Annotated in this window: 23 protein-coding genes and 1 pseudogene; 18 read left to right on the plus strand and 6 right to left on the minus strand. The window is 67.4% G+C overall.

Annotated elements, in window-relative coordinates:
- Positions 1-62: 62 nt before the first annotated feature.
- On the minus strand, positions 63-1052 hold the full coding sequence (locus tag ACR65J_RS13215; RefSeq protein ID WP_440169625.1) for a hypothetical protein: 990 nt from the start codon (positions 1050-1052) through the stop codon (positions 63-65).
- 126 nt (positions 1053-1178) lie between these two features.
- Here ACR65J_RS13215 and ccmD point away from each other — a divergent pair, with 126 nt between their 5' ends.
- The gene (gene ccmD, locus ACR65J_RS13220) at positions 1179-1991 is read left to right on the plus strand and encodes a heme exporter protein CcmD (RefSeq protein ID WP_440169628.1); all 813 of its coding nucleotides are present in this window, start codon (positions 1179-1181) and stop codon (positions 1989-1991) included.
- A gap of 112 nt (positions 1992-2103) precedes the next feature.
- Here the strand turns inward: ccmD and ACR65J_RS13225 are convergent, their stop codons facing one another.
- Positions 2104-3144 (minus strand): NAD-dependent epimerase/dehydratase family protein, encoded by a 1041-nt coding sequence (locus ACR65J_RS13225; protein WP_440169630.1) that lies wholly within the window; start codon positions 3142-3144, stop codon positions 2104-2106.
- 146 nt (positions 3145-3290) lie between these two features.
- On the opposite strand from ACR65J_RS13225, the gene ACR65J_RS13230 reads away from it, so the two are divergent.
- From ACR65J_RS13230 to ACR65J_RS13280, 11 genes are all read left to right on the plus strand, one after another.
- Positions 3291-4247: a sigma-70 family RNA polymerase sigma factor gene (locus ACR65J_RS13230; RefSeq protein WP_440169632.1), complete on the plus strand. Its 957-nt coding sequence runs from the start codon at positions 3291-3293 to the stop codon at positions 4245-4247.
- Between the two features lie 128 nt (positions 4248-4375).
- Complete coding sequence (locus tag ACR65J_RS13235) at positions 4376-4912, plus strand: D-glycero-alpha-D-manno-heptose-1,7-bisphosphate 7-phosphatase (RefSeq protein ID WP_440169635.1); 537 nt, start codon at positions 4376-4378, stop codon at positions 4910-4912.
- A complete protein-coding gene (locus ACR65J_RS13240) occupies positions 4912-6000 on the plus strand; it encodes a glycosyltransferase family 9 protein (RefSeq protein WP_440169638.1) in 1089 nt (362 codons plus the stop codon). The genes ACR65J_RS13235 and ACR65J_RS13240 overlap by 1 nt, the downstream gene beginning before the upstream one ends.
- Positions 5997-7031 (plus strand): glycosyltransferase, encoded by a 1035-nt coding sequence (locus tag ACR65J_RS13245; RefSeq protein WP_440169641.1) that lies wholly within the window; start codon positions 5997-5999, stop codon positions 7029-7031. The genes ACR65J_RS13240 and ACR65J_RS13245 overlap by 4 nt, the downstream gene beginning before the upstream one ends.
- Positions 7028-8293 carry a glycosyltransferase gene (locus ACR65J_RS13250; protein ID WP_440169643.1) on the plus strand — a complete coding sequence of 422 codons (1266 nt, stop codon included), beginning with the start codon at positions 7028-7030 and terminating at the stop codon, positions 8291-8293. Before ACR65J_RS13245 ends, ACR65J_RS13250 begins: the two co-directional genes overlap by 4 nt.
- Complete coding sequence (locus ACR65J_RS13255; RefSeq protein WP_440169645.1) at positions 8290-9015, plus strand: D-sedoheptulose-7-phosphate isomerase; 726 nt, start codon at positions 8290-8292, stop codon at positions 9013-9015. The genes ACR65J_RS13250 and ACR65J_RS13255 overlap by 4 nt, the downstream gene beginning before the upstream one ends.
- Positions 9012-10409: a PfkB family carbohydrate kinase gene (locus ACR65J_RS13260; protein WP_440169647.1), complete on the plus strand. Its 1398-nt coding sequence runs from the start codon at positions 9012-9014 to the stop codon at positions 10407-10409. Before ACR65J_RS13255 ends, ACR65J_RS13260 begins: the two co-directional genes overlap by 4 nt.
- Before the next feature lie 43 nt (positions 10410-10452).
- Positions 10453-11169: an SDR family oxidoreductase gene (locus ACR65J_RS13265; RefSeq protein ID WP_440169651.1), complete on the plus strand. Its 717-nt coding sequence runs from the start codon at positions 10453-10455 to the stop codon at positions 11167-11169.
- An 84-nt stretch (positions 11170-11253) separates the two neighbouring features.
- Positions 11254-12696 carry an aldehyde dehydrogenase family protein gene (locus ACR65J_RS13270; RefSeq protein WP_440169653.1) on the plus strand — a complete coding sequence of 481 codons (1443 nt, stop codon included), beginning with the start codon at positions 11254-11256 and terminating at the stop codon, positions 12694-12696.
- Positions 12693-14228 carry a D-glycero-beta-D-manno-heptose 1-phosphate adenylyltransferase gene (gene rfaE2, locus ACR65J_RS13275; protein ID WP_440169657.1) on the plus strand — a complete coding sequence of 512 codons (1536 nt, stop codon included), beginning with the start codon at positions 12693-12695 and terminating at the stop codon, positions 14226-14228. Before ACR65J_RS13270 ends, rfaE2 begins: the two co-directional genes overlap by 4 nt.
- A gap of 60 nt (positions 14229-14288) precedes the next feature.
- Positions 14289-15203: a spermidine synthase gene (locus tag ACR65J_RS13280; RefSeq protein WP_440169660.1), complete on the plus strand. Its 915-nt coding sequence runs from the start codon at positions 14289-14291 to the stop codon at positions 15201-15203.
- A 49-nt stretch (positions 15204-15252) separates the two neighbouring features.
- On the opposite strand, the gene ACR65J_RS13285 is transcribed toward ACR65J_RS13280, so the two are convergent.
- A complete protein-coding gene (locus ACR65J_RS13285; RefSeq protein WP_440169662.1) occupies positions 15253-16149 on the minus strand; it encodes a LysR family transcriptional regulator in 897 nt (298 codons plus the stop codon).
- Between the two features lie 127 nt (positions 16150-16276).
- Here ACR65J_RS13285 and ACR65J_RS13290 point away from each other — a divergent pair, with 127 nt between their 5' ends.
- Both ACR65J_RS13290 and ACR65J_RS13295 read left to right on the plus strand, forming a co-directional pair.
- A complete protein-coding gene (locus ACR65J_RS13290) occupies positions 16277-17656 on the plus strand; it encodes an MFS transporter (protein ID WP_440169664.1) in 1380 nt (459 codons plus the stop codon).
- Between the two features lie 75 nt (positions 17657-17731).
- Positions 17732-18481 (plus strand): 3-hydroxybutyrate dehydrogenase, encoded by a 750-nt coding sequence (locus ACR65J_RS13295; RefSeq protein WP_440169666.1) that lies wholly within the window; start codon positions 17732-17734, stop codon positions 18479-18481.
- A gap of 4 nt (positions 18482-18485) precedes the next feature.
- On the opposite strand, the gene ACR65J_RS13300 is transcribed toward ACR65J_RS13295, so the two are convergent.
- Together ACR65J_RS13300 and ACR65J_RS13305 are read right to left on the minus strand one after the other, a co-directional pair.
- Positions 18486-18749 (minus strand): hypothetical protein, encoded by a 264-nt coding sequence (locus ACR65J_RS13300; protein ID WP_440169668.1) that lies wholly within the window; start codon positions 18747-18749, stop codon positions 18486-18488.
- A gap of 167 nt (positions 18750-18916) precedes the next feature.
- Positions 18917-19291 carry a winged helix-turn-helix transcriptional regulator gene (locus tag ACR65J_RS13305; protein WP_440169671.1) on the minus strand — a complete coding sequence of 125 codons (375 nt, stop codon included), beginning with the start codon at positions 19289-19291 and terminating at the stop codon, positions 18917-18919.
- Between the two features lie 121 nt (positions 19292-19412).
- Here ACR65J_RS13305 and ACR65J_RS13310 point away from each other — a divergent pair, with 121 nt between their 5' ends.
- Entirely contained in the window at positions 19413-20276 is an 864-nt protein-coding gene (locus tag ACR65J_RS13310; RefSeq protein WP_440169673.1) for an SDR family oxidoreductase, read from the plus strand.
- 81 nt (positions 20277-20357) lie between these two features.
- Here the strand turns inward: ACR65J_RS13310 and ACR65J_RS13315 are convergent, their stop codons facing one another.
- Positions 20358-21842, minus strand: coding sequence for an amino acid permease (locus tag ACR65J_RS13315; RefSeq protein WP_440169676.1), 1485 nt, complete (start codon positions 21840-21842; stop codon positions 20358-20360).
- Positions 21843-22031: 189 nt separating this feature from the next.
- Here ACR65J_RS13315 and ACR65J_RS13320 point away from each other — a divergent pair.
- The 3 genes and pseudogenes from ACR65J_RS13320 (at position 22032) to hutU (ending at position 26526) form a co-directional block, all read left to right on the plus strand.
- Positions 22032-23595: pseudogene (locus tag ACR65J_RS13320) on the plus strand (HNH endonuclease signature motif containing protein).
- 157 nt (positions 23596-23752) lie between these two features.
- Positions 23753-24610: an IclR family transcriptional regulator gene (locus ACR65J_RS13325; protein ID WP_440169678.1), complete on the plus strand. Its 858-nt coding sequence runs from the start codon at positions 23753-23755 to the stop codon at positions 24608-24610.
- 170 nt (positions 24611-24780) lie between these two features.
- Positions 24781-26526 carry a urocanate hydratase gene (gene hutU / locus ACR65J_RS13330; RefSeq protein ID WP_440169681.1) on the plus strand — a complete coding sequence of 582 codons (1746 nt, stop codon included), beginning with the start codon at positions 24781-24783 and terminating at the stop codon, positions 26524-26526.
- The last annotated feature ends 62 nt before the right edge of the window (positions 26527-26588 follow it).

A 26588-nucleotide genomic window follows, 5' to 3' on the forward strand; every position in this document is an offset into this window, starting at 1 on the left:
TGATGCGTTGTCTGCTTTCATGTGCGCCGCGCTGGGCGGCGGCTCAGGAATCTGGCTGCTCATCACAGACCACCCGTCTGGCCGCCCCGGGTGCGGTCCTGGGTAAGCGGGTCGTTCGCCATGGGGTCGTCGGCGAGGGTGCGGTCACGGAGCGGGTCGTCCGAGAGCTGGTTTCCTGACCAGGGTTCTTCCACAAGCTGGGGGCTGTCCAGGCCACTGGCGGGACCCGCTGCTTCAGGGTAGCTGCTGCCCGGTGCGCCGCCGTCGTATCCTGCCGTTGTGGTGGCCGGGCCGGGAAGCTGGGCCGGCGGGGGCGGAACTGTCCCACCCGCAACGGGGTATGACTGGTTGTACTGGTCGCCGTAGGTGGCGCCGGAATACTGGGCGGACAGCCCGGACGCGCCGGTGCCGGTAGCAGTTGTGGACGTTTCGGGTGCGCCTGCGGTGAGGCCGCGGGTGAGGCGTCCGGCCAGGACGCCGGCGCCCGCGGCGAGGAGCAGGAAGGTTCCGGGACGGTTACGGGCGAACCGCTGGACCTCGTTCAGGAGGTCACCGGGCTCGCGGTTTTCCAACCAGGACGCCATCGAGGACGTGCGCTCCGCCGCCTGCCGGACCAAGTCGCTGGCCATGCCCTGCTGGTCAGGGGCGCTGGCCATGCTGTGCAGCTGGCTGGAGATGGTGCGGATGCCTTCCGCGGCCTTCTGCTGCTGCGTGCCTGCCTGGCTGGTAAGGCCCGACTTCGCCTGGTGCAGCAAGTCCTGCGCATTGGCCTTCGCCTCATGCGCCACGTTCGCGGCCTCATCCTTCGCAGTCTCAGCCACATTCTGCGCCGACCCCTTGGCCGTGCGGGCCACGTCAGCTGCTTCTTCCTTTGCAGCGTCCTTGCGGGACGTGCCGGAGGTATCACCGGCTTGGGCGTAACCGGCCTGACTATCACCGGTCAGCGGAGCGGCGGTTGCGGGGAAAGTGGCGGGCTCACGCTCGCCGGGCATTCCTGTACCTGCCGGAGGAGCGGTGTAAGCGGGATCCTCGGGCCATTGGTTCTCTGTCATCTTCGCTCTCTTTCCAAGAAGGCCGGTTGTTGATTCAAGAACCAGCAATACTGGCCGTAAAATGATAAGCATGATTACTAATAAAAGGTAAGTACCCTTGCTAAGCGAGTTATAACCGTTCCAAAAATGTCAGCCGGAATGGCGAAGGCCTGCCCGGTCACAACGAAGTGGAAAGTGGTGGGAAACGTGGACACAGCTCCATGGGTATGGGTGGTAGTTGCCGTTGTTGTTGTGGTGCTGATTGTGCTGCTGCTCCTGGCCGGTGGAAGGCGCCGGAAAGCAATGCAGGAGAAGCGGGACCAGGAGCACCGGGAAAAGGCCGCCGAGATCCGGCGCGAAGCCGAGAACATGGAAATTGATGCGCGTGAACGGGAGGCCAAGGCCATCCGGGCGCGTGCCGACGCGGAGCAGGCGCAGGTAGACGCGGCCCGGCTGCGGCAGGAAGCCGAGAAGCGCAGCCAGGAAGCCCAGTCCCTGCGGGGCGATGTTGCCAGCCGTGCACGGAAAGCCGACGAGCTTGATCCCGACGTAGGGGCGGAAGGCGGCCGGCAGAATCGCCGAGTAGTGCACGACGCCCGGGAGGATCGCCGCGAGGGATACAACGCCGGGGAGGATCGCCGCGAGGGGCACGATGTGCGGCAAGTTCAGCCCGGGGATGCGGGCCACGATGGTCGAGGTCCAGCCAATGCAGGTCCGGCCAATCCAGGTCCTGCCCGGGACTTGGGCGGAGACATGGGCGGGGATTCGGGGTACGCCGACGGTGTAAAGGCCGACACCGGCCACGGCCTTGACGGTCGCCATGACGCTCCTCCCGCCGGTGCGGAAACGGGAATCCGGGAGGGTGAGTCCGGGCGGAGGCGCCAGGCTGACGCCAGGGACGCCGCCGGGCATGGCGTACGTGACGAGCGCGGCGAGGGCGATCCGCGCACCGGCATCTGAAGGCCCGGGCATCTGAAGATCCGGGCATCAGGACGCGCCGGCACCAGAACGCACTGGCATCTGAAGATGCCGGACGCCGGCCCGCTGCGGCGCCGCCCCTAAGCGGCTGCCGTTAGGGGCGGCGCGGCTTGAGTACGGGGGAAGGGCTGACCCCTTCCCCCGTCCCCATGCCCGCAAGCAGTTCCTTGACAGCATCGATCGATGACACTTTCGGTTCCCAGGCCAAAATGCGTTCCGCGCGGCTGGTGTCCATGATGGGGGCGCTGGCGGCCATCTCAACCCACCCTGAGTCGGTGGGTTGCACCCGGGCGCGCCACGTCAGGTCCACGACTGCGTGGAGCAGCCGCATGGGGATGGGGAGGATTCTCTTGGCGCCGAGGATGCGCCCCAGTTCCTGCGGTGTCAGGACCGGCTCGGCGGCGATATTGAAGGCTCCGCTGGCTCGCTGGTCCACCACCCGCCAGTAAGCCTCCGCGACATCGTCCGCGTGGACCGCCTGGAAAACCAGGTTATCCGGCGCCGGCAATATTGGCAGCCAGGGCCGGGGTGATACCAGCCGGGGAAGGACGCGGCCCAGGAAGTACCTGCCAATTTCAGCTCCCGCATCTTTCTGGAAGATGAGCGCCGGGCGCAGTCTGGCCACGGCGATGCCTGGGTTTGCGGCCACGAAAGCGTCCAGGAGCTTTTCCTGCTCGGCTTTGTGCCGGCTGTAGTGCGAGCCGGCCATCCCGCCCGCCGGCCATGACTCGTCCCTGCGCTGGTCCTTGCTGGACTTGCTGTAGGCGCCCACCGAGGAAGCGCATACAACTTGTTTGACTTCCGCTCGGGCGGCGGCGTCCAGGACGTTCCTGGTCCCCGTGACGTTGGTCCGGTGCAGGAGGTCCAGATCGTGGTTCGGCTGGATCTGCCACGCCAGGTGGACTACGGCATCAACCCGCGCGAGCGCCTTTTCCAGCAGGGGCGTGTCCTGCTCCAGGCCCACATCCAGGGTGTGCCATTCCACGCCGCTGTAGGGTTCCCGGGACGCGTCGGGAAGCCTGCGGCTGATTCCCACCAGCTGCAGGCTTCCGGGCTTCCTTTCCAGTTGGCCCTGCAGCTTGCGCAGTAGTGCTGTTCCCGCGTTTCCGCTGGCTCCGGTGATGGCGATGCGCATGACAAAGACTCCTTGCGGGTTGGTCCGGTTGCCGTTTACATTCCGAGCTTATAGCGGAGAAGGATTGTTTTATAAGCAAGCTTATGATTTCCTACTTCTAAGTCTTGCCGCAGGCTTTCGGAACCAGACCGAGGGAAACCATACTCATGCCCGAATCCTTTGCCGCACTAGCAGTGGGCGCTGAACCTGTCCACCATCAACAGTCGGTACCCGCACCCCAACAGACACCTCCGGCCACCTCAGGGCGGCTTCGGGAGGCGTTCGAAAACGACCTGGTCCTCAGGTACCTGGACCTTGCCGAAGCTCTCGCTGCGCGCTTTGAAGCCCGCGGCAGGGAGCGGGCGGACCTCAACCAGGTTGCCTATCTGGGACTGGTCAAGGCAGCGCGTGGTTTCGACCAGGCCAAGGGTGAGAGCTTCCCTGCCTACGCCGCGCCCACCATTACCGGCGAACTCAAGAGATACCTCCGCGACCGGACGTGGGTTGTCCGTCCGCCGCGCCATATCCAGGACCTGAGGACCCGGCTGTTCCGGGCAGAGCCGGAGTTGACCCAGTCCCTTGGCCGGAACCCCAGCGTTGCGGAGCTGGCCGGGGAGCTGGGGAGTGACCCGGCGGAGGTGCAGGAAGCTATTTCGGCGTCCAGCAGCATGCACCCGGATTCCCTCGACGCGGTGAACCCCAATTCTGATGCACCTTCAATCGGTGAGGTGCTGGCCTGCCCGGAAACGCCACTGGAACGGCTGGAAGAACTTGCCTGCCTCCGGGACGCGATGCAGGACCTGGACGACTCGGACCGCGAGCTCCTGTACCGCCGCTATTTCTGCGAGGAAACACAGGTGCAGCTGGGGAAGCGCCTGGGCATGTCGCAGATGCAGGTATCCCGCCGCCTCGCCAAAGTGCTGGTGGAACTGCAGCGCAGGCTGGAGGAAAGCGCGCAGTTCGGGAGCCCGGAGGATGCCGGCAACGGAATGCCCGGCCGTGTTGGGCGGCCAGGCCATCCGGCGGGCCCTGTTGCACCGTTCCACCGGCCAGGGAGGGCCGGCCACCCGGGCACTGCCGGCACCCGTATGGACCGGCGCCATGGCGGCACCGGGACAAGGTAGCAGCCTGCTGCGCGGCACCGCATAAACCCTTATCTTGCCTGTTCAAACGAGGTATCAACAAGCCGCTGACGCAGCCGAATAGACCACAGCCTTGTTTAGGATCAGCAGCAGGAGGGAACAGGTTGGATATGGGAAGCTCTGAAATGTCCAAGCTCCGGGCTGTCCTGTTCGACCGGGACGGGACCCTGGTGATCGATGTGCCGTACAACGGGGACCCCGGCAAAGTAAGGCCCGTGGCCGGCGCCAAAGCGGTGCTCGATGGTCTGCGGGCGGATGGAATCGCCACCGGCGTGATCAGCAACCAGTCGGGTATTGCCCGTGGACTGATTACGTCCGAAGACGTGGAAAAGGTCAATGCCCGGGTGGAGGAACTCCTGGGTCCCTTCGATGTGTGGGAGGTCTGTCCCCACGCGGAGCAGGACGGGTGCTCCTGCCGTAAACCCGCCCCCGGCATGGTGCACAGCGCCTGCCGCAAACTGGGGATCCACGAATCGGAGTCGGCCCTCATCGGGGACATCGGTGCCGACGTCGGAGCAGCAGAGGCTGCCGGCGCCACCGGGGTCCTCGTCCCCACGCCCGTGACCCGTGCCGAGGAGGTGGCCGCGGCGCGGCTGGTCGCCTCCGATCTGGCGTCCGCCGTTGGCCTGCTGCAGGAGACGCCCTGATGGGGCGCGTCCTGGTGGCCCGGCTGGACAGCATGGGCGATGTCCTCCTGGCCGGCCCCGCCGTCCGCGCGGTGGCCAACGGCCGCGCCCAGCACGGCGGCGGCACCAACCATGTGGTGATGCTGTGCGGCCGGCAGGGTGAAGCGGCCGCTGCCATGCTTCCCGGCGTCGCCGAAGTCTACAGCTGGGACAGCCCCTGGATCATGAATCCGGCGCCCCGGATGACCGGCCCGCACGCGGACCGGCTGATCGAATACGTCCGTAATTCCCGCATCACAGAAGCCGTTATCCTCACCTCCTTCCACCAGTCACCCCTGCCGCTGGCCCTGTTGCTGCGCCTGGCGGGCGTGGAGCGCATCACCGGCGCCTCCACCGATTACGCGGGCTCGCTGCTTGACGTGCGCCTGAAACCGGGGGAGGACTTTCCCGAAGACCAGCCCGAAGCGGAACGGGCGCTGGGCATCGCCGAGGCCGCAGGCTTCCGGCTCCCCCCGGGCGATGACGGAAAGCTGCGCGTCCACTCCGTGGCCGAAGTGGCAGGGCTCGTGGGTACGGAGCCCTATGTCGTGGTCCACCCCGGAGCGGCCGTCCCCGCCAGGGCGTGGCCGCCGCTGCACCATGCGGCCGCCGTCGAACTCCTCCAGGGTGCCGGGTACCGGGTAGTGGTGACCGGCGGTCCCGGCGAGACATCGCTGACGGCGACGGTGGCGGGGCCATCCGCCCTCGACCTCGGCGGCCGAACCGACCTTGCCACCATGGCGGGCGTCATGGCCGGCGCCGACGCCGTGGTCAGTGGCAACACCGGCCCGGCGCACTTGGCGGCCGCGGTGGGAACACCCGTAGCGTGCCTGTTCTCCCCGGTCGTCCCGGCGATCCGCTGGGCACCCTACGGCGTGCCCCTGGAACTCCTCGGGGACCAGAATGCTCCCTGCCGCATGTCCCGCGCCCGGGACTGCCCGGTTCCCGGCCACCCCTGCCTTGACTCGGTCTCACCCGAGGAGGTCGTGGCGGCGGTGGACCGCCTGATCAGCGGAGTGAGCTCCTTCAGCACCCACGTCAGCACCCGTAGAAAGGCCCGCAACAGATGAGAATCCTGCTCTGGCATGTCCACGGTTCCTGGACGGACGCGTTTGTCCGCGGCCGTCATGAGTACCTTCTTCCCATCCTGCCCGAGGGCGGCCCCTGGGGATTGGGCCGCGCCGACAGGGACTGGCCGGAATCAGCGCGGGAGGTGGACCTGGCGACGCTCGACGCTGACGCCGTGGACGCCGTCGTCCTTCAACGGCCTGAAGAGATCGACGAAGTGGCACGGACCTTGGGCCGGATGCCCGGCGTCGACCTGCCGGCCGTGTTCGTGGAGCACAACACGCCCAAAGGCAATTTCCCGAACATCAGCCACCCGCTGGCGGACCAGAACAGCATCCCCATTGTCCACGTCACCCATTTCAACCGGCTTGCCTGGGACAACGGCTCTGCCCCCGCCACGGTAATAGAGCACGGCATCCCGGACCCGGGACAGCTTTACACGGGAGAGCTGCCCGAACTGGGCGTCGTGGTCAATGAGCCCGTGCGGCGTGGCCGCGTCACAGGGACGGACCTCCTGCCTGCCTTCGCCTCCGTTGCGCCGCTGCAGGTGTTCGGCATGAAGACCGACGGGCTGGCCGCAGCGACCGGAATCGACCCCTCAAGGCTGGCCTCACGCGGCGACCTGAAAACCCGCGAGCTGCACCGGGAGCTCGCACGTTGCCGTGTCTACGTCCACCCCATGCGGTGGACCTCGCTGGGGCTGTCCCTCCTGGAGGCCATGCACCTGGGGATGCCGGTGGTGGTGCTCGCAGCCACGGAGGCCCCAAGGGCAGTGCCCCAGGAAGCCGGCGTTGTTTCGGCAGATATCGACGAACTGCGTCGGTGCGCGGAGCGGCTGGTCGCCCATCCGGAGGAAGCCCGACGGCGGGGACTCGCCGCCCGGGAGGCGGCGCTGGAGCGTTACGGCCTGGGTAAGTTCCAGGACCACTGGGATGGGCTCCTTGCCGACCTGCGGATCCGGCCCCGGCAGTCCGCCAACGAACGTCCGGACGAGCGGATCCTCGTTCCGGCGCGGGAGAGGAAGACCCCATGAAGATCGCAATGATTTCCGAACACGCCAGTCCGCTCGCGGCACTGGGCGGGGTGGATGCCGGCGGCCAGAATGTTCACGTTGCCGCGCTGTCCGAGGCACTGGCCAAGCGGGGCCACAACGTCACCGTCTATACCCGCAGGGACGCAACGGAGCTCCCCGAACGGGTCCGGGTGGGACGCCGCCTGGAGGTGGTCCACGTGGACGCCGGCCCGGCCCGGCACGTCCCCAAGGACGAGCTGCTGCCCTATATGGGGGAACTCGCGGACGGGGTGGCCAACGATTGGGGACAGCGGCCGCCGGATGTGGTCCACGGCCACTTCTGGATGTCAGGGCTGGCTGCATTGGACGCCGCACGGCGTCCGGATACGGGATACCGGGTACCCATGCTGCAGACGTTCCACGCTTTGGGCACCGTCAAGCGGAGGCACCAAGGTGCCGAAGACACGAGCCCGGAGGAACGCCGCTGGCTGGAACCCGGGGTGGGACGCTCTGCGGACCGGATCATCGCCACGTGCTCGGACGAGGTCTTCGAACTCAAAGCCATGGGCATCGCCACCGGGAAGATCTCAATAGCGCCCTGCGGCGTGGACCTTAACTTCTTTTCGCCGGAGGGGCCGGTGGCCGCAAGGAAGCGCCGCTACCGCATCCTGTCGGTGGGGCGGCTGGTGCCGCGCAAGGGCGTTGACCTGGTGATCCGCTCACTTCCGTACCTCAAAGCGGCGGGATTCGACGACGTCGAACTCCTGATCGTGGGCGGCGGGGGCGACTCGAACGTGATGCACGCCGACCCGGAAATCCGCCGCCTGCTGGACCTTGCCGCCGAACTTGGCGTGTCCCCACAGGTGACGCTGCAGGGACAGGTGTCCCGGGCCGAGATGCCAGGCATCTTCCGCAGCGCCGACGCCGTGGTGTGCGCCCCCTGGTACGAGCCCTTTGGCATCGTCCCGCTCGAAGCCATGGCCTGCGGCGTTCCCGTGGTCGCTGCGGCAGTGGGCGGACTGCGGGACACCGTGGTGGACCACGCCACCGGCCTGCACGTGCCACCCCGGGACCCGGAAGCCATCGCCTCGGCCCTGTCGCTTCTGTTGGAGAACCCCGCCCTCAGGGCAAAGCTGGGCCAGGCCGGAGAGCTTCGCGCCCGCACCCGTTACTCCTGGGACCGGGTTGCCGCGGAAACGGAAAAGGCCTACCAGCTCGCTGTGGCCGGGGCGCCGGCCAGCGCTCCGGCCGGAATCGTACCGATGGAAGGAGCCGCACTGTGACTGCCGAATCGTCCCTGCGTGAATCAAACCTGCGCGAAGCAGACCTGCGCGCCCTGACCGTACCCCCGGCTTTGCCTGCAGTGCTTCCAGGCGCCACGTTCGTTGATCCCGCCAGCGCCGACGCCGTCCGGATGCACCTGGACAACGTGGTTCCGGCATTGGAATCACTGCGCAGCCAGTCCGGCCGGCTCGCGGCCTGGGGTGTGGAGCTGGCACAGCGGCTGCTGCGCGGCCAGCGGCTCCTGGCTGCAGGCAACGGCGGGTCGGCCGCGGAGGCGCAGCACCTGACTGCGGAACTGGTGGGCCGCTTCGACAGCGAGCGGGTCCCGTTCTCCGCCATCTCCCTGCACGCCGAATCGTCAGCCATGACAGCCATCGCCAACGACTACGGCTTCGATGACGTCTTTGCCCGGCAGGTGCGCGCCCACGGCCGCTCCGGTGACGTGCTGATACTGCTGTCCACCAGCGGCAAGAGCCCCAACCTGCTGCGGGCCGCGGACGTGGCCGCCCGGCTCAATGTGACCACCTGGGCGCTGACCGGCGCCGGCCCCAATCCGCTGGCGGATGCCTGCGATGAGGCGGTCATGATCGACGCCCTGAACGCCAATGCCCAGGAAGGGCACCTGATCGCCCTGCACGCCATCTGCCGCGCCTTTGACCTCGAAGTTGCCCGGCACACGCCATCCTTCCTCCCCGGAGTGGCGAAAGGGGGCCGGCCATGAGGATCGTCGTCGTGGGCGACGTGATGCTCGACGTCGACCTCTCCGGTGAAGCCACCCGGCTCAGCCCGGACGCCCCCGTCCCCGTGGTGGACATTTCAGGTGTCCGGCGCCGGGCCGGCGGGGCGGGCCTCGTGGCGCGCATGCTGGCCCAGGACGGCTGGCCCGTCACCCTGGTGACAGTGCTGGGGGATGACGACGCCGGCAGCCAGCTGCGCACGCACCTCGCCGGAGTGCAGCTCGTGGCGGGGACCAGCGGCTACCCCTCACCGGTCAAGACCCGGGTCCGGGCGGGCGCCCATCCGGTGGTCCGCTTTGACCAGGGCTGCGAAAGAACCCCGGTCCCGGACGTCAGCCCGGCAATGCTGCGCGCGGTGGAAAAAGCCGGTGTGGTAATCGTGGCCGACTATGGCAGGGGACTGGCAGCCAATCCACAGCTGCGCGGGCTGCTGGGCCGGCTGGCGGCTGACGTGCCCATCGTGTGGGACCCGCACCCCTCAGGCCCGGAGCCGGTGCCGGGAGTTGCCGTGGTGACGCCAAACATCTCCGAAGCAACCAAGGCCGTCCAGGCCGGCCAGGGCACTGTCCCCACCTCGGTGGAGGGTGTTGCGCAGGTCCTGCTGGAGCGTTGGCGGAGCCGTGCCGTCCTGGTGACCAGGGGCGAGGACGGGGCTGTCCTGCTGCAGGAGGGCGAAGCCACTTCCCGTGCCGTTCCCGCGCCAAGGGTGGAAGTCGGCGACCCCTGCGGGGCCGGTGACCGCCTGGCCGCCAGCCTGGCCGTGCACCTCCTGGCCGGCAGGGACCTTCCGGAAGCTGCCGCCCTGGCAGTGCACGATGCCGCCGACTTCCTGGCCGCCGGAGGTGTTGCGGCGCTGCCTGATACCCAGGGCCAGGATGCGGCCACGGACAACCCCGGGGCGGCGCCCGTAAGGGGACGCCGCACCACCGAACCACTGTTGCTGGCCCGCTCCGTGCGCGAAAGCGGCGGGAAGGTGGTGGCGACCGGAGGCTGCTTCGACCTCATCCACGCCGGCCATATCAGGTCACTCGCAGCAGCCAGGGAACTTGGCGACTGCCTTATCGTGTGCCTGAACTCGGATGATTCGGTGCGGCGGCTCAAAGGCCCGCAGCGTCCCATTATCGGCCAGCATGACAGGGCGGAACTGCTCCTGGCCATGGAATGCGTGGACGCAGTGATGGTCTTCGACGAGGACACTCCCGAAGCCGCGCTGGACCGGCTCCGCCCCGATATCTGGGTCAAGGGTGGCGACTACAAGGGGGCCCGCCTGCCCGAGGCCGACCTGGTGGAAAGGTGGGGCGGCCGCTGCCTTACCGTCCCCTTCCACCCGGCCCGCTCCACCACAGGCCTGGCGGACGCACTCGCCAAGGTCAGCTGAACTTCTTCCCTCTTTGTCTTGTTTTCCCATTGAAAGGAACACCATGACCGCAGAAACAACTGCAACTGCCGCCACCACACCCGGACGCGTCCTGGTCACCGGAGGTGCCTCCGGACTCGGGGCCGCCGTCGTCGACGCCGTCCTGCGCTCAGGCGGAACGCCGGTGGTCCTGGACCGCGACATCAGCACCGTCTCCGGGGTAAAGGCCTTCGAAGTGGACGTCGCGGACCGTGCTGCCGTGGAGCAGGCAGTCCGGGAAGCCGCAGAAACCCTGGGCGGCCTGGACGCGGTGGTCACTGCTGCCGGAATCGACCGCTGCGGGAAGCTCGCCGACGTCGAAGCCACCGAATGGGAAAAGGTCATCGGGGTCAACCTGATGGGCACTGTTTCCGTGGTGCGCGCAGCCCTGCCCTACCTCAAGGAAACCCACGGCCGCGTGGTCACCGTGGCGTCCACCCTGGGCAAGCGGGCCGTGGCCGATGCCACCGCCTACTGCGCCTCCAAATTCGGCGTGGTGGGGTTCAGCCACGCGCTGGCCGCGGAAACCGGCGGGGAAATCGGCGTGACCACCATGATCCCGGGCGGCATGAAGACCCGCTTCTTCGATGACCGGACAGAACAGTACAAGCCGCAGGACGATTCCCGGCTCAACGATCCCGCCAACACCGCGCAGGCCATCCTGTTCGCCTTGAACCAGCCCACCGGCTGCGAGGTCAGGGAAATGCTGATCTGCCACGAGGAAGAGGGCTCCTGGCCCTAAACCGGACGGCCACCACACAGTGATGGCAAAAACAGCAGGACCACCAGCACCGACATACCAGCACTGAAAGGCGGGAGGAACACCATGCCCACCACAGCTATCGAAACAACCGCAGGCATCGAAACAGCCCAGGACGGCATCACCATCCGGGACCCGCGAACCGGTGAAGTGCTCTGGACGGTGCCCCAGGCGGGACCCCAGGCAGTGAAGGATGCCGTGGAGGTGGCCCGCAAGGCTGCACCCGGCTGGGCGGCAACAGCTCCTGCCGAACGGGGCGCCGCACTCCGCGCCGCCGCCAAGGCGCTCGATGCTGCTGCCGGGGAGCTCGCCGGGCTGAACGCCAGTGAAACCGGGCGGCCGGAAGACGAGGCGCTGGCCGGCATCGCCGCCGCCGTGGCCACCCTGGAGCAATATGCCGAGCTGGGGCCGGTCCATCGCGGCCACAGCCTCCGCGGCAGCCGGCTCGCCTCCGACTACACCATCGCCGAACCACGCGGCGTGGCCGTCCTGCTGACCCCCTGGAATGATCCGGCGGCAGTAGCCTGCGGCCTGATCGGTGCGGCACTGGTCACTGGCAACACGGTCATCCACAAACCCAGCGAGCGCTGCCCACGGCTGGGCGAGGCGCTGGGTGAAGTCCTGGCACCGGCATTCCCCGCAGGCGTTTTCCTGACCATCTCCGGCGGCGCGGACGTGGGGGCAGCCCTGTCGCAGGCGGAGGTGGACGTCATCGCCCACGTGGGTTCCAGTGCCTCAGGTGCCCGGATCGCACAGGCGGGGGCCCTTACCGGCGCGCATGTCATCAGGGAAAACGGCGGCAATGATCCCCTGCTGGTGGACCGCGATGTTGACCCGGCATGGGCAGCGGAGCAGGCCGCGATCGGCGCCTTCAGCAACAGCGGCCAGATCTGCACCGCCGTGGAACGCATCTACGTCCACAAGGACATCGCCGAGGCGTTCTGCAGCGCGCTGGAGGCCGAGGCCGCGCTGCGGAACAGCAACGGATCCGTGGCCCCGCTGGTGGACCTCCGAATGCGCGACGCCGTTCACGGGCACGTCGCCGATGCCCTGGACCAGGGCGCGCTCGCCGTCGAGGGCGGTGCCCTGCCCGACGGGCCCGGCTCGTTCTACCCCGCCACCGTCCTGCTGGGCTGCACGGAGGAGATGCAGGTGATGACAGAGGAAACGTTCGGCCCCGTGGCCCCGGTCCAGGTGGTGGACACGTTCGACGACGGCCTGCGCCTTGCGTGCAGCGGCAAGTACGGGCTGGCTGCCACCGTCCTGAGCAGCAACATCGCCCACGTCCAGCAGGCAGTGGCCGTGCTGCCGGTGGGAACCGTGAAGGTCAACGCGGTCTTTGGCGGCGCCCCCGGCGGGGCAGCCCAGCCCCGAGGCGGGAGCGGCGCCGGGTTCGGCTACGGACCCGAGCTGCTGGACGAATTCACCCAGGTCAAGGTGGTGCACATTGAAGCTGCGCCGGCACCGGCGGCCCCGGAAGCCAGCCCCGATGACCAGGACCAGTCATGAGCACGTCCCCGGACTCCATCGACCTCTCCACCCAACGGGCACTGTCCGACTGGCTGCCCGGCAGGCTGGCGGCGGAACAGCCGTCCATCCTGGTGATCGGCGACGTCATGCTCGACGGCTGGTGGAGCGGGAGCATCGAACGGCTCTGCCGCGAAGCCCCCGCGCCCGTAGTGGATATCCAGTCCCGCGAATCGGTCCCCGGCGGGGCGGCCAACACTGCCATGAACCTGGCGGCCCTGGGCGCGAAAGTGGCGGTGGCCGGGATCATCGGCACCGACGACGCCGGGGAGGACCTGCGCGGGCAACTTGCCGCGGCCGGCATCGATGTCCAGCACCTGCACTCACATCCGGACATGGTCACCACCACCAAGATCCGCATCAGCAGCGGCGGCCAAGTAATGCTGCGCCTCGACGACTCGGCCAAGGCTGTCCCGGCCGACGCCCTGGCCGCGCTCGCCGCCTCGGTGCGCGCCGCCGTCGACCGCCGGGACGCTGTCCTGGTCTGCGACTACGGGACCGGGGTGGTGGCCGACCCCGTCCGGACAGCGCTGGCCGGCGTCCTCGGGAGTGGGGCGGGCGGAGAAGACCGGCCACTGGTGGTGGTTGATGCCCACGACCCCCGGGCATGGGCAGCGCTGCAGCCCGACCTGGTGACCCCGAATGCGCAGGAAACCGCGCGGCTGCTCGACCGGAAGCTGCCGGAAGGCCAGGAACGGGTGGAAGCCGTTGCCGCGGAGGCGGAGGCCCTGCTCCAGGGCACCGGCTCCCGGGCCGTGGTGGTCACCCTGGACCGGGACGGAACCGTCCTGCTGACGCCCGACGGCGTGCGGCACCGGACGTGGGCACGGCCGGCCGCGGAGAAACAGGCGTCCGGGGCAGGCGATACGTTTGTCGCGGCCCTGACGCTGGCCCGCGCCGCCGGCCTGCCACTGACCGCCAGCCTGGACCTGGCCCAGTCTGCCGCCGACGTGGTGGTGCACCAGCCCGGAACGTCGGTGTGCAGCACCGCCCAGCTCAGCCGGTACCTGGAAGCCTTTGCCGATACTGCCCTGAATGAGGACGAACTGGAGCGGCAGATGGAGCTGCACCGCGCCCAGGGCCAGCGCATTGTGCTGACCAACGGCTGCTTCGACGTCCTGCACAGCGGCCACACCCGGTACCTCAACCAGGCCAAGCAGTTGGGTGACATCCTTGTGGTGGCGCTGAACAGTGACGAGTCCGTACGCCGGCTCAAGGGTGCGGGCCGGCCCATCAACAACATGGCAGACCGGGCAGCGGTGGTGGCAGCGCTGAGCTGCGTGGACTACGTGACGGTGTTCGACACCCCCACGGCAGCTCCGCTGATCCGCCGGCTCCGGCCCGAGGTGTACGCCAAGGGCGGGGACTACACCCCCGAAATGCTGGCGGAGACCCCAGCGGTGGAGGAATACGGTGGCCGCGTGGCCATCCTGGACTACGTGGCGGAAAGGTCAACCACTGCCGTGGTGAACCGGATCCGGGACGGCCAGGGCGCAGCCAGCCCCGCCAACTAGGGCCCGTCAAGCAGGGCCTGTCACATAGGGTTGAGGCATGACTGTAGCGGGGCACGGGTAATGGGCAAACGCGGAAAGTCAGGAGGCAGGGCCGGCCGCCCGGCAGCCGGTGTGGTCGAGGTGCCCAAGGGGGCCGCGGTGAACGGTCCGGTGGAGGGCGTCTACTACATCGACACCGGCGACTGTGAACTGGTGGCGGACCAGGACAACTCCACCGGCTGGCTCCTGAAGATCAACGGCGTCATGAGCTCGCACATCGACCTTGCCGACCCGCTGTTCCTGGACTTCGAATACATGCGGTGGATGGCGGCGCTCATTGAGTCCCGCTGGCCGCCGTCGGACGCTTCTTCGGCAAAGCTGCGCGGGCTGCATCTGGGCGGCGGCGCCTGCTCCCTGGCCCGCTACTTCTCCGCCGCCTACCCTGACGCCCGGCAGGTGGTGGTGGAGCTGGACGGGAAACTCGCCGAGTACGTGCGCGGCTGGTTCGACCTCCCCAAGGCGCCCCTGCTGCGGATCCGTGTGGGGGAGGCCCGCGCAGTGACGGAAACCCTCACCGCCCAGACCCGGGACTTCATCATCCGCGACGTCTTTGCGGGCGCGTTCACTCCCCGGCCGCTGACCACCAACGAATTCAACCAGCACGTGAAGCGGGTGCTGGCACCCGGCGGCCTGTACGTTGCCAATTCCGGGGACGCACCGGACCTGAAGAACGCCCGCGAGGACGCCGCCACCATCGCGGCTGCCTTCAAGCACACCGTGATTATTGCCGATCCCGCCATGCTGAAGGGCCGGCGGTACGGGAACATGGTGATGGCCGGCAGCGACGTGCCCTTCGGTGACGACCCGCAGCTGCGCCGCCGCCTCCTGGGCGGTGCGGTCCCCGCGCACCTGTGGGATGACGCCCAGGTACGGGCCTTCGCCGCCGGAACCCCGGTCCGCCACGACCCCGCTCCCACCCCATCGATTGCTGGGTAATTGTCGTTTTCAGCCTCCTAAACGACACCTACTCAGCAATCGATGAGGATTAACCACGGCCCAGAAGAGCGTCCCGGTGCTCGGCCATGCGTTCCCGGATGGCCTGCACGACGGCGGCCACGGCGGGACGGCGCAGCGAGTCCGGGCGCAGGACCATCCAGTAGGGGAGCAACTCGCCGATCTTGCCGGGCAGCAGGCGGACCAGGTCATCGTGGAGGTCGGCCATGAAGCACGGCAGGAACCCGACGCCCGCGCCGGCCCGGGTGGCCTCGACATGGACGAACACGTTGGTGGAGGTCAGGCCGTCCTTCATGGCAGGAACCAGCCGCCGCGGCGCGTCAAGGTCGTCCACCTGCAGCATCGAGTCCACGAAGTAGACCAGCGGGTGCCCGTTGAGCTCCGCCACGGTGGCCGGTGTCCCGTGCTCCGCAAGGTAGGCGCGGGACGCATACATGCCGAGGCGGTAGTCGCCCAGCCGGATGGCTTCCGCGCGGTGCACCTGCGGTTCACCCACCACCACCTCGATATCCAGCCCGGACCGCTGCTGCAGGGCCCGGCGGGTCATGGTCACCACCTCGACGCTGAGGCCGGGATGGTCCCGGCGCAGCCGCGCCACGGCCGGAGCGGCAATGTAGGCGCTGAAGCCGTCCGTGGCGGTCATGCGTACGACGCCGGCGACCGGGTCGGGTGCCTGGCCTGCTGGTCCCAGCGTGCCCAGCACCGCCTCCACCTGTTCCGCCGCCCGCACGGCCCGTTCGCCCAGCTCCGTGAGTTCCCAGCCGCCCGCGGCCCGGGACAGGACCCGGCCGCCGAGCGACTTCTCAAGTGCGGCGATCCTGCGCGAGACGGTGGTGTGGTTCAAGCCCAAAGCCTGGGCCGCCGTCGTAAACCTTGCGGAGCGGGACACCGCGAGGAGCACCAGCAGGTCATCGGGGTTCGCATTCATATCTGCAATTGTGCACAGGTTGACTGCCACTTTGGCCATTGAACTGCCTGGCTTGTGCAGGAATACTCAGCTGAGTCACTTGTGCTGGAGATCACAGCACGTGTCAATGTGGACACTGAGGAGAACCATGAGCATTGCGCAAGGCCAGGCAAACGACGCCGGGCATGCACCAAAGGGATCGGGACTGAAGAAGATTGTTGCCGCCTCCATGGTGGGCACGGTAGTGGAATGGTACGAGTTCTTCCTGTACGCCACCGCGGCCACGCTGGTTTTCGGCAAGTACTTCTTCCCCGCCACAGGCAATGACCTGGACGGGATCATCCAGGCCTTCCTGACCTATGCCGTGGGCTTCATCGCCCGCCCGCTGGGCGGCATCGTATTCGGCCAGATCGGCGACAAACTGGGCCGCAAGCCCACGCTGCAGCTCACCATCGTGATCATCGGCGTCTCGACGTTCCTGATGGGCTGCCTCCCCGGCTTCGCCGACATCGGATACCTGGCACCTGCACTGCTGGTGGCGCTGCGCTTCATCCAGGGCTTCGCGCTCGGCGGCGAATGGGGCGGTGCCGTGCTCCTCGTGGCCGAACACAGCCCGGACAAGACCCGCGCCTTCTGGTCAAGCTGGCCGCAGGCCGCCGTCCCCGTGGGGAACCTCCTGGCCACCCTGGTGCTGTACATCATGTCCACCACCCTCACCAGCGAGGCATTCCTCGGCTGGGGCTGGCGCGTAGCCTTCTGGCTCTCCGCCGTGATCGTCTTCGTGGGCTACTACATCCGCACCAACGTCAGCGAGTCGCCCATCTTCCTCGAAGCCAAGGAACTGGTGGAGAAGGAACAGGCCGTCAGCTACGGCGTCTTCGAGGTCCTCCGCAAGTACCCCAAGGGCATCTTCCAGGCCATGGGGCTGCGGTTCGCGGAAAACATCATGTACTACCTGGTGGTCAGCTTCGCGATTGTCTACCTCAAGAGCGTGCACAAGTACGACACCTCATCGCTCCTGCTGGCACTGCTGATCGCACACGTCATCCACTTCGCCATCATTCCGCAGTATGGCCGCCTCGCTGACCGGATCGGCCGCAAGCCCGTCTACCTGGCAGGCGCCATCCTGGGCGCCACCTGGCCGTTCTTTGCCTTCCCAATGTTCGATACCCGGAACGCCGTCGTCATCGTCCTGGCCGTGACCATCGGCCTGTGCCTGCACGGCCTCATGTACGCGGGGCAGCCTGCCATCATGGCCGAGATGTTCCCCACCCGCATGCGGTACTCCGGCGCATCCCTGGGCTCGCAGGTCACGTCCATCTTCGCCGGATCCCTGGCACCGCTGCTGGCCACCCAGTGGCTGAACGACACCGGCTCGTGGGTGCCCACCGCCATTTACCTCGTAGTGGCCTGTGCCATCACCACCGTGGCCGTGCTAAGCCTGAAGGAAACCAAGGGCATAGCCCTGGAGGACGTGGACAAGGAAGACGCCGCCCGCGAGGGGCTGCTGACTGCTGGGCGGCGTTGACCCGGACGTTGGGCTGAGGTAGCCCTTTGACCGCTTGGGCGCACAAGTCGTTGGCTGTACACAAGGAGAACTGCAATGGACAACACGTTGAATGGACGCAAGGCGCTGGTCACCGGCGGTGCCAGCGGAATCGGGGCAGCGTGCGTACGCGCACTTGCGGCGCGGGGAGCGAAGGTGGTGGTGGCCGACGTCGACGCCGCCGCTGCTTCGGCCTTCGCCGATGAGGTGGGCGGGAGTGCGTGGGAAGTGGACCTGCTGGATGTTGACGCCCTGGCCGCACTGAGCCTGGACTGCGACATCCTGGTCAACAACGCAGGCATCCAGCGGATCAACCCCATCGAGGAGTTCGATCCCGCGGACTTCCGCCGGATCATCAGCCTGATGCTGGAGGCCCCGTTCCTGCTCATCCGGGCCGCCCTGCCGCACATGTACGCCAACAAGTTCGGCCGTGTCATCAACCTGTCATCGGTGCACGGCCTCCGCGCATCCCCGTTCAAGAGCGCCTATGTCTCCGCCAAGCACGGCCTCGAAGGACTCAGCAAGGTAACCGCGCTGGAAGGGGGCCCGCACGGTGTGACGTCGAACTGCGTCAACCCCGGATACGTGCGCACGCCCCTGGTGGAGAAGCAGCTCGCGGACCAGGCCAAGATGCATGGCATCCCCGAGTCCGAGGTCCTGGCCAAGGTGATGCTCACCGAAGCCGCCATCAAGCGCCTGGTGGAACCGGACGAAGTGGCGTCCCTGGTGGCCTGGCTGGCGTCCCCGGATGCCGGCATGGTCACCGGTGCCAGCTACACCATGGACGGCGGCTGGTCTGCCCGCTAGTCCTTCAGTCCAGGGGCTTGACCAGCCGGTGGTCAAAGAAGAAGACGCCGTACTGGGTCTTCACTCCTACTGACCGGCGGTCCTGCCACACGACGACCCCTTCGCGCCTGCCGCTGAAGGGGTCGTCGCCGATGACCGTGTCCCCAACCCGGTAGGGGCAGCGGGGGCTGAAGGCCGTCAGCGTCCGGCCCCATGCCCCGGCAAGTGCAGCCCCGAGGCTGAGGGGCCGGCCCATGCCGGTGAGATCCTGTACGTAGTCCTTGGCCATGTGACCAACTCCTCCAAGCGGCAGCCCGCCGCCTGCTAACGGTGCTGATCGGCGGAATGCTCCCAGCAGAGGATGGTCCTCCCATTCCGGCCGCCACCGTACGCAAACGCTATGCACTATTCACACCAGTCACACCAGTAACAGGTACTCGAGTTCTGGTGCCGGTACTACTTGGTCTTTTGGGTCCCGTTGATTATCTCGTCGGCGTTGTCGAACGCCCAGGCCACCAGCGGCACCAGGAGCGCGCTCAACTCGTAGCCCCGCTCCGTGAGGCTGTAGTCCACTCGTGGAGGGATGACCGGCTGCGCGTTCCTGCTGACCAGACCGTCGCGTTCCAGCGTCTTCAGCGTCTGTGCCAGCATTTTCTCGCTGATGCCCTCGGCCCGCCGTCGTAAATCGCTCCACCGCTGCTCACCCTCGGACAGGGCAACCAGGATCAGGACGCCCCATTTGCTGGTGACGTGGTCAAGGACGGTCCGGCTGGGGCACCCGGCCGCGAACACGCCGTCGGCAAATGCGGGAGGCAGGGGAGCTGCTTTCATGACCTCAGCTTACCCGGAGGTCAGTACCTTACTTCAAAGTGCGTACTCTCTTTCGGGAAGTTATCTGCGGGCGGGCCGGTTGTGCCCACTGACAGAGTAAAAGTTCCCGAAAGGAATCATTGTGAGCATCGTTGTTACAGGCGCCACCGGACAGCTTGGCCGCCACGTTCTTGAAGCCCTCCTGGAACGCGGCGTGCCGGCCGGAGATATCGTCGCGGCCGGCCGGTCCGTGGACAAGCTGGCAGGGTTCGCTGGGCGCGGGGTCCGCGTACAGCCAATGGACTATGCCGACGCCGGTTCAGTTGCCGCTGCCCTGAAGGGTGCCACGCGGGTGCTGCTGATCTCCGGCAGCGAAGTGGGACAGCGGGTGGACCAGCACCGCACCGTCATCGACGCCGCCAGGGCCGAGGGTGTGGAGCTGCTTGCCTATACCAGCATCGCCAACGCGGACACCACCGGTATGAGGCTGGCTGACGAGCACAAGGCCACTGAAGCCCTGCTGCGCGAATCGGGCGTTCCCTTCGTGCTGCTGCGCAACGGCTGGTACCTGGAAAACTACACGGAGCAGCTGCCCGGGACGCTCGCGCAGGGAGCCGTTGCAGGGAGTGCCGGAGACGGCAAGGTCAGCGGTGCCTCGCGGCTCGACTACGCCCATGCGGCTGCCGCGGTGCTGGTGGCCGACGACCAGGCCGGCAAGGTCTACGAACTGGGCGGCGACGAGGCGTTCAGCATGGCGGACCTCGCGTCGGAGATCAGCGCGGCCACCGGAAAGGCCATCAGCTACAACGACCTCCCCGCGGAGGACTACGCGGGCCTGCTCACGTCCGTGGGTGTCCCGGAGGCTTTCGCGGAAATCCTTGCGGACTCCGACCTGGGCATCGCGCGCGGCGATCTCCTGGTGAGCACCGGCGACCTCCGCCGGCTGATCGGGCGCCCGACGACGTCCCTCGGCCAGGCGGTTCGGGCCGCCGCTGCTGCCGCTTAGGGCACCGGAACGGCAAGGTGTCCGGCCCCTGTTTGGGGACCGGGCACCTTTGTCTTTTAACCTTTGGGCAGGGGACGGGCGTTATTCGCCGCTGCGGGGAGCCCCGACCACCGGCAGCGGCGACGTTTCGTCCTCAAGGTGGGCCCGGCGTCGTCCGTCACCCTTGATCCACAGGCGGTACGCCAGGACCAGCAGCCCCAGCCACACCACGCCAACGTACAGGGCGATCCGCGTATCCTCGAAGGCCCCCAGCACGGCGATCACGAGGACCATGAACGCGATGGTGAGGACAGAGGCGGCCGGCCACCACGGGGATGGGAATTCCGACGCCGGCAGGCCCTTCCGCGCGATTTCCCGCTTCATGGCCACATGCGACGCCAGGATCATCACCCATACCCACACGGTGGCGAAGGTGGCGATCGATGCAATAACCAGGAACACGTCCTCTGGAATGACAGCATTGAGGACCACGCCCACCAGCAGGATTCCGGCCATCATCACCACGGTCATCCAGGGGACTCCGTGTCGTGAGACCTTCCCGAAGGCGGCGGGTGCGTGGCCCTGGTTGGAGAGCCCGAAGAGGATGCGCCCGGCACCGAAGATGTCGCTGTTGATGGCCGAAAGCGCCGCCGTGATGACCACTGCATTGAGGATGTGCGGTGCCGCCGGGATGCCAAGGCTGCTGAAGATCTGCACGAACGGGCTGCCGGTGGTGCCAACCTGGTCCCAGGGGAAGAGGCTCATCAGGACGCCCAGGGTCAGGACGTAGAACAGCAGCACGCGCACGGGGACGGTGTTGACGGCCTTGGGGATGACCTTCTTGGGATCCGCTGCCTCACCGGCCGTGATGCCGAGGGTTTCGATCCCGCCGAAGGCAAACATCACCACGGCGAAGGATGCCAGCAGGCCTTCGAAGCCGTTCGGGAACAGGCCGCCGTGGTCAACGAGGTTGCCCAGTCCGGGCGCCACGCTGGAATCCGCGGCCTGGAAGCCGAAAACGATGATGGCCGCGCCGCCGGCGATCATCGCGATGATGGCTGCGACCTTGATCAGCGAGAACCAGAACTCCAGCTCGCCGAAGACCTTAACGCTGAGCAGGTTCAGCGCGGCCAGGAAGCAGATGACGGCCAGGATCCAGATCCACCGGTCCACCTGCGGGAACCAGAATCCCATGTAGATGCTGAAGGCTGTCACGTCGGCGATGGCTACGATCGCCATCTCGAACACGTATGTCCAGCCGGTCACGAAGCCGGCCAGGGGGCCAAGGTAGCGGCTCGCGTACTGGCTGAAGGAGCCGGACACCGGGTGCCGAACCGCCATCTCGCCCAGCGCCCGCATCACCATGAACACGGCCGCGCCACCGATGATGTAGGCCAGCAGGACGGCCGGCCCTGCTTTCTGGATGGCGGAGGCGGAGCCGTAGAAGAGGCCCGTGCCGATGGCCGAGCCCAGGGCCATGAAGCGGATGTGCCGGATATTGAGGCCCCTGTTGAGGACCTGTCCGACGACGGCTGCCGGCTTTTGCGTTTCCACCGGACTTTGGGTCCGGGTTGGGGTGGGTTGCATAGAGTTACCTTCTCGTCTTTGGGAGGGGAGCCGGTAACCAGCAGACCATTTCCGTGTCCGTCGTGATGAGGCTCACGCAGGGTTGGTGTCTTCGGTTCCAGACTGTCGCCGCCAACTCGAGCTGCGACGGGGCGCAGCCGGGAGTCCTGTCCGCCATGGATTGTCAGACCCTCGCGCGATGATGTGTTTATGGGAAGGGCAGCGGTGGCCAGGGCATATGAGGAGATCCGGGCTGCTCTTGCTGTGCTCAACGGCGAGACCCAGGGCTCCGGTTCGGAGCCGTTCCGGGCGGGTGATCCGTTGGCTGGTTTGGCGGATGGTTGCCTTGACATTCTTGCCGGGTGCCGGGAGGTGGAATCAGGGATCGCCGCGTTGAAGGCTAAGGCTGCGGTAAGGTACGCCATTACCGCTGACGCTGTTGCAGGGCCGGATACGCCGGTGCAAGCACAGGACATGGCGGTCGCGGCGGAGATCGGTTGTGTGCTGGCCTTGGGGCCGCGGGCGGCGTCATCGTTCCTGGCAATCTCGCACGCCGTTGTTACCTCGTTGCCGCGGACCCTTGCGGGGCTGCAGGCAGGGACGTTGTCGTGGCAGCACGCGGTGGTGATGGCCGATGAGGCCGCGTGTCTGGATTCTGCGGGGGCGGCGGCCTTGGAAGCGCATTTCTTGGACCCGGATGCACCTGACGCGGCGCGTGGGTGCCCTGCTTGGGAGATGCCGGCGCACCGGTTCAGGGCCAAGGCCAGGACGTGGCGGGAACGTCACCACTCGGAAAGCATTGAGAAGCGCCATGCCAAGGGGGTGGCTGAGCGGCGGGTGGAGTTCCGGCCGGACCAGATTGGGGATGGCCTGGCTGTCGGCCTGCCTGCCCGCGGACCAGGCGTTGGCCGGGTGGAACCGGCTCACCGCCATCTCCCGCAGCATGCAGGGCCCGGAAGAGTCCCGGAGCATGCCGCAGCTGCGGGCCGACAACTTTGTTCATGCGGTTCTTGGCGGCGCCAGTATCACCCAAGGCGGTGGTACCTGTGCCACGCCCTTATCCGACGCAGTCAGCGACGACGAGGCTGCCCCCAGGGACGGCGCGGGCGACACTGCCGCCGCCGGTGTGGGTGTCGATGACAGTGGTGCTGGGAATGCCGGCGCTGTCCGGCAGCCCTGGTCTTCGCCGATCCGCGCCCAGGTCCTGTTCACGGTCCCGGTGTTCTCCCTAATGGGGTTGACCGATGAGCCGGCGATGCTGGACGGGTCCGGGCCCATCCCGCCGTCGATGGCACGGGACCTGGTCGCGAGCGGCGCCGGGTCGTTTTACCGGGTGCTGGTGGATCCGCGGGACGGGGCGCCGCTTGAGATCGGGCGGACGAGCTACCGGGTGACCGGCGCGATGCGGGCCTGGCTAAGAATGCGGGATGGTAAATGCCCCTTCCCGGGCTGCAGCAACAACTCCCTGGACAACGACGCCGACCACATCCTCGGCTGGGCCAACGGCGTGACCACCGGGATCAGCAACCTGGGCCAGCCCTGCCCGAAATACCACAAACTCCGCCACACCACGGGCTGGAAACCAACCCCGGCCACCAGAAATGAGCCACCCGGCTGGACCTCACCCGCCGGCCGCCTCTACGCAAGCGAACACCAGGACTGGGAACCACCACGATGGCCCGAGGGTCTGTCAGTCGGCGGCATCGACGTCGTTCATCACCGAGGGTCGCCTTGGGAGGATGCCCTGGCCCGGTTCCTGCGCGCCCACTCCTAACGTCCCGGCTGCCAGTGGAGTTCCGTCCTGCTCCCGGAGGCTTTGTCTGGGACCCCAGACACTTGGCGTTCAGTTGGCCCTGCACCAACTGCCCAAGAGGGCGCAAGCTTAAGTACGGGATACCGGACAGAGCTAGCCAGAAAGACCACTCCACTCCATGAGCACTGCACTAAGCGCCGCAACACGGGGCTCCGCAACATCAACCGCCGAAGCCCAGGCTCCCCGGACATCCGGCAAGGCGTCGTCGAAAGTTCCCGCCGCGGAAAACACCCTGCGCATCCTCAAGCTGTTGGCTTCGCGGCGGGGTCCCATGGCGGCATCCCAGATCGCTTCCAACCTGGACCTGCCGCGGTCAAGCGTCTATCACCTGCTTGGGGTGATGGAGGCGAATGGCTTTGTCCTGCATCTCCACGAGGAGCAGCGGTACGGGCTGGGCATCAGTGCCTTCGAGCTCAGTTCCGCCTACTCCCGGCAGGAGCCGTTGTCGCGCCTCGGCCGGCCCCTGCTTGCGAGCCTCGTGGACGCAATTGGCGAGAGCGCACACCTCGCGGTGCTGCACGGGCGGGACGTGCTCTACATCGTGGAGGAGCGGGCCAAGAACCGCCCGTCCCTGGTGACCGACGTCGGCGTCCGCCTTCCCAGCCACCTCACCGCCAGCGGCCGCGCCATCCTGGCCGCACTGCCCAAATCCCAGGTGCGCGCGCTCTACCCCAACGCTGCTGCCTTCAGTGCACGGCACGAGGTGGAGGGCGCCATCATGAAGTACTCGGCCCTCTCCTCGCACCTGGACCAGGTGCGGCAGCGAGGGTACGCCACCGAGCACGGAGAAGTGACCCCCGGCTTCGGGTCCATCGCCGCCGCTGTCACCGATCATCTGGGCTGGCCGACGGCGGCCGTGGCAGTCACCTTCCTGGAAGACAAACTGGCTCCGGAAGAATGGCCGGTGCTTGCTGCCCGAGTCCAGAAGGTGGCGGATGAGCTCAGGGTCCGGATCCACGGACGGCCCGTCAAGTAAATGCCCGGCAACTGAATGCCCGGCAAATGCGCGCAGCAGGAATGAGCTTCGAGCCGCGTCTGGCATCCCGGACAGCGCCCATGCAAAAGCCCTGTGAAGAGGGTTTCCAAAGGGCTTTAGTGGATACAGAACTTCTTTCCTCCAACAGACACCACCAGAAGGAGCCCACCATGGCACCCGCCGATTTCACTACCGGTGCCCGCCCGGTCAAAGCAGCCCGCGGCACCGAGCTCACCGCCAAGTCCTGGCAGACCGAAGCGCCCCTGCGCATGCTGATGAATAACCTGGACCCCGAGGTCGCAGAACGCCCGGATGACCTGGTGGTCTACGGCGGTACCGGCCGCGCCGTCCGTTCCTGGGCCGCTTTCGACGCCATCACCCGCACGCTGGAAACCATGGAAAAGGACGAAACCCTCCTGGTCCAGTCCGGCAAGCCGGTGGGCGTGTTCCGCACCAACGAGTGGGCGCCCCGCGTGCTGCTGGCCAACTCCAACCTGGTGGGCGACTGGGCCACGTGGCCGGAATTCCGCCGCCTGGAGGCCGAAGGCCTGATGATGTACGGCCAGATGACCGCCGGGTCCTGGATCTACATCGGCACCCAGGGTATCCTGCAGGGCACCTTCGAAACGTTCGCCGCGATCGCCCGGAAGCTGTCGGGCGACGAGGACGGCACCCTCGCGGGCACCCTGACCCTGACCGGTGGCTGCGGCGGCATGGGCGGCGCCCAGCCGCTCGCCGTCACCCTGAACGAGGGCGCCTGCCTGATTGTCGACGTCGACGAGTCCCGCCTGCGCCGGCGCGCCGGCAAGCGCTACCTGGATGAGGTCGAAACCGACCTCGATGCCGCGATCGCCAAGGTGCTCAAAGCCAAGGAGGAGCGCCGCGGCTGGTCCGTAGGCTACGTGGGCAACGCCGCCGAGGTCTTCCCGGAGATCCTGCGCCGCCACAAGGCGGGCGAGCTCACCGTTGACATCGTCACCGACCAGACCTCCGCGCACGATCCGCTCAGCTACCTGCCCGAGGGCATCACGGTGGACGAGTGGCACCGTGAGGCTGCAGCCGATCCGGAAGGCTTCACCAAGAAGGCCCAGGCCTCCATGGCGCGGCACGTGCAGGCCATGGTGGAATTCCAGGACGCCGGCGCCGAGGTCTTCGACTACGGCAACTCCATCCGCGACGAGGCACGCAAGGGCGGCTACGATCGTGCCTTCGAGTTCCCCGGCTTCGTTCCCGCCTACATCCGGCCGCTCTTCTGCGAAGGCCTGGGCCCGTTCCGCTGGGTGGCCCTCTCCGGCGACCCTGAGGACATCCGCGTCACGGATGAGGCCATCAAGGAGCTGTTCCCCGAGAACAAGCACCTGCACCGCTGGATCGACGCCGCCCAGGAACGGGTGGAATTCGAAGGCCTGCCGGCCCGCATCTGCTGGCTGGGCTACGGCGAACGCGCCAAGGCCGGCCTGCTCTTCAACCAGCTCGTCAAGGAAGGCAAGGTCAAGGCCCCCATCGTCATCGGCCGCGACCACCTGGACTCCGGCTCGGTGGCCTCCCCGTACCGCGAAACCGAGGCCATGGCGGACGGCTCCGACGCCATCGCCGACTGGCCGATGCTGAACGCCCTCCTCAACACGGCCTCCGGTGCCACCTGGGTGTCCCTGCACCACGGCGGCGGAGTGGGCATCGGCCGCTCCATCCACGCCGGCCAGGTCTCCGTCGCCGACGGCACCGACCTCGCCGCCGAAAAGCTCGAACGCCTCCTCACGAACGATCCCGGCATGGGCGTCATCCGCCATGCCGACGCCGGCTACGAGCGCGCCCTCGACGTCGCCAAGGAACGCGGCGTCCGGATTCCCATGCTCCCCACGGACTCCCTAACCTCGCAAGCTCGGCCAGGGAACCCTGTCCGCGTGGCCCCATAAAATCGCTGACCCGGCCAAACCCCGCATCGATTGCTCCGTAAGTGTCGTTTAGAGTCCCGAAA

This window comes from Arthrobacter sp. SAFR-044, from assembly GCF_059414985.1.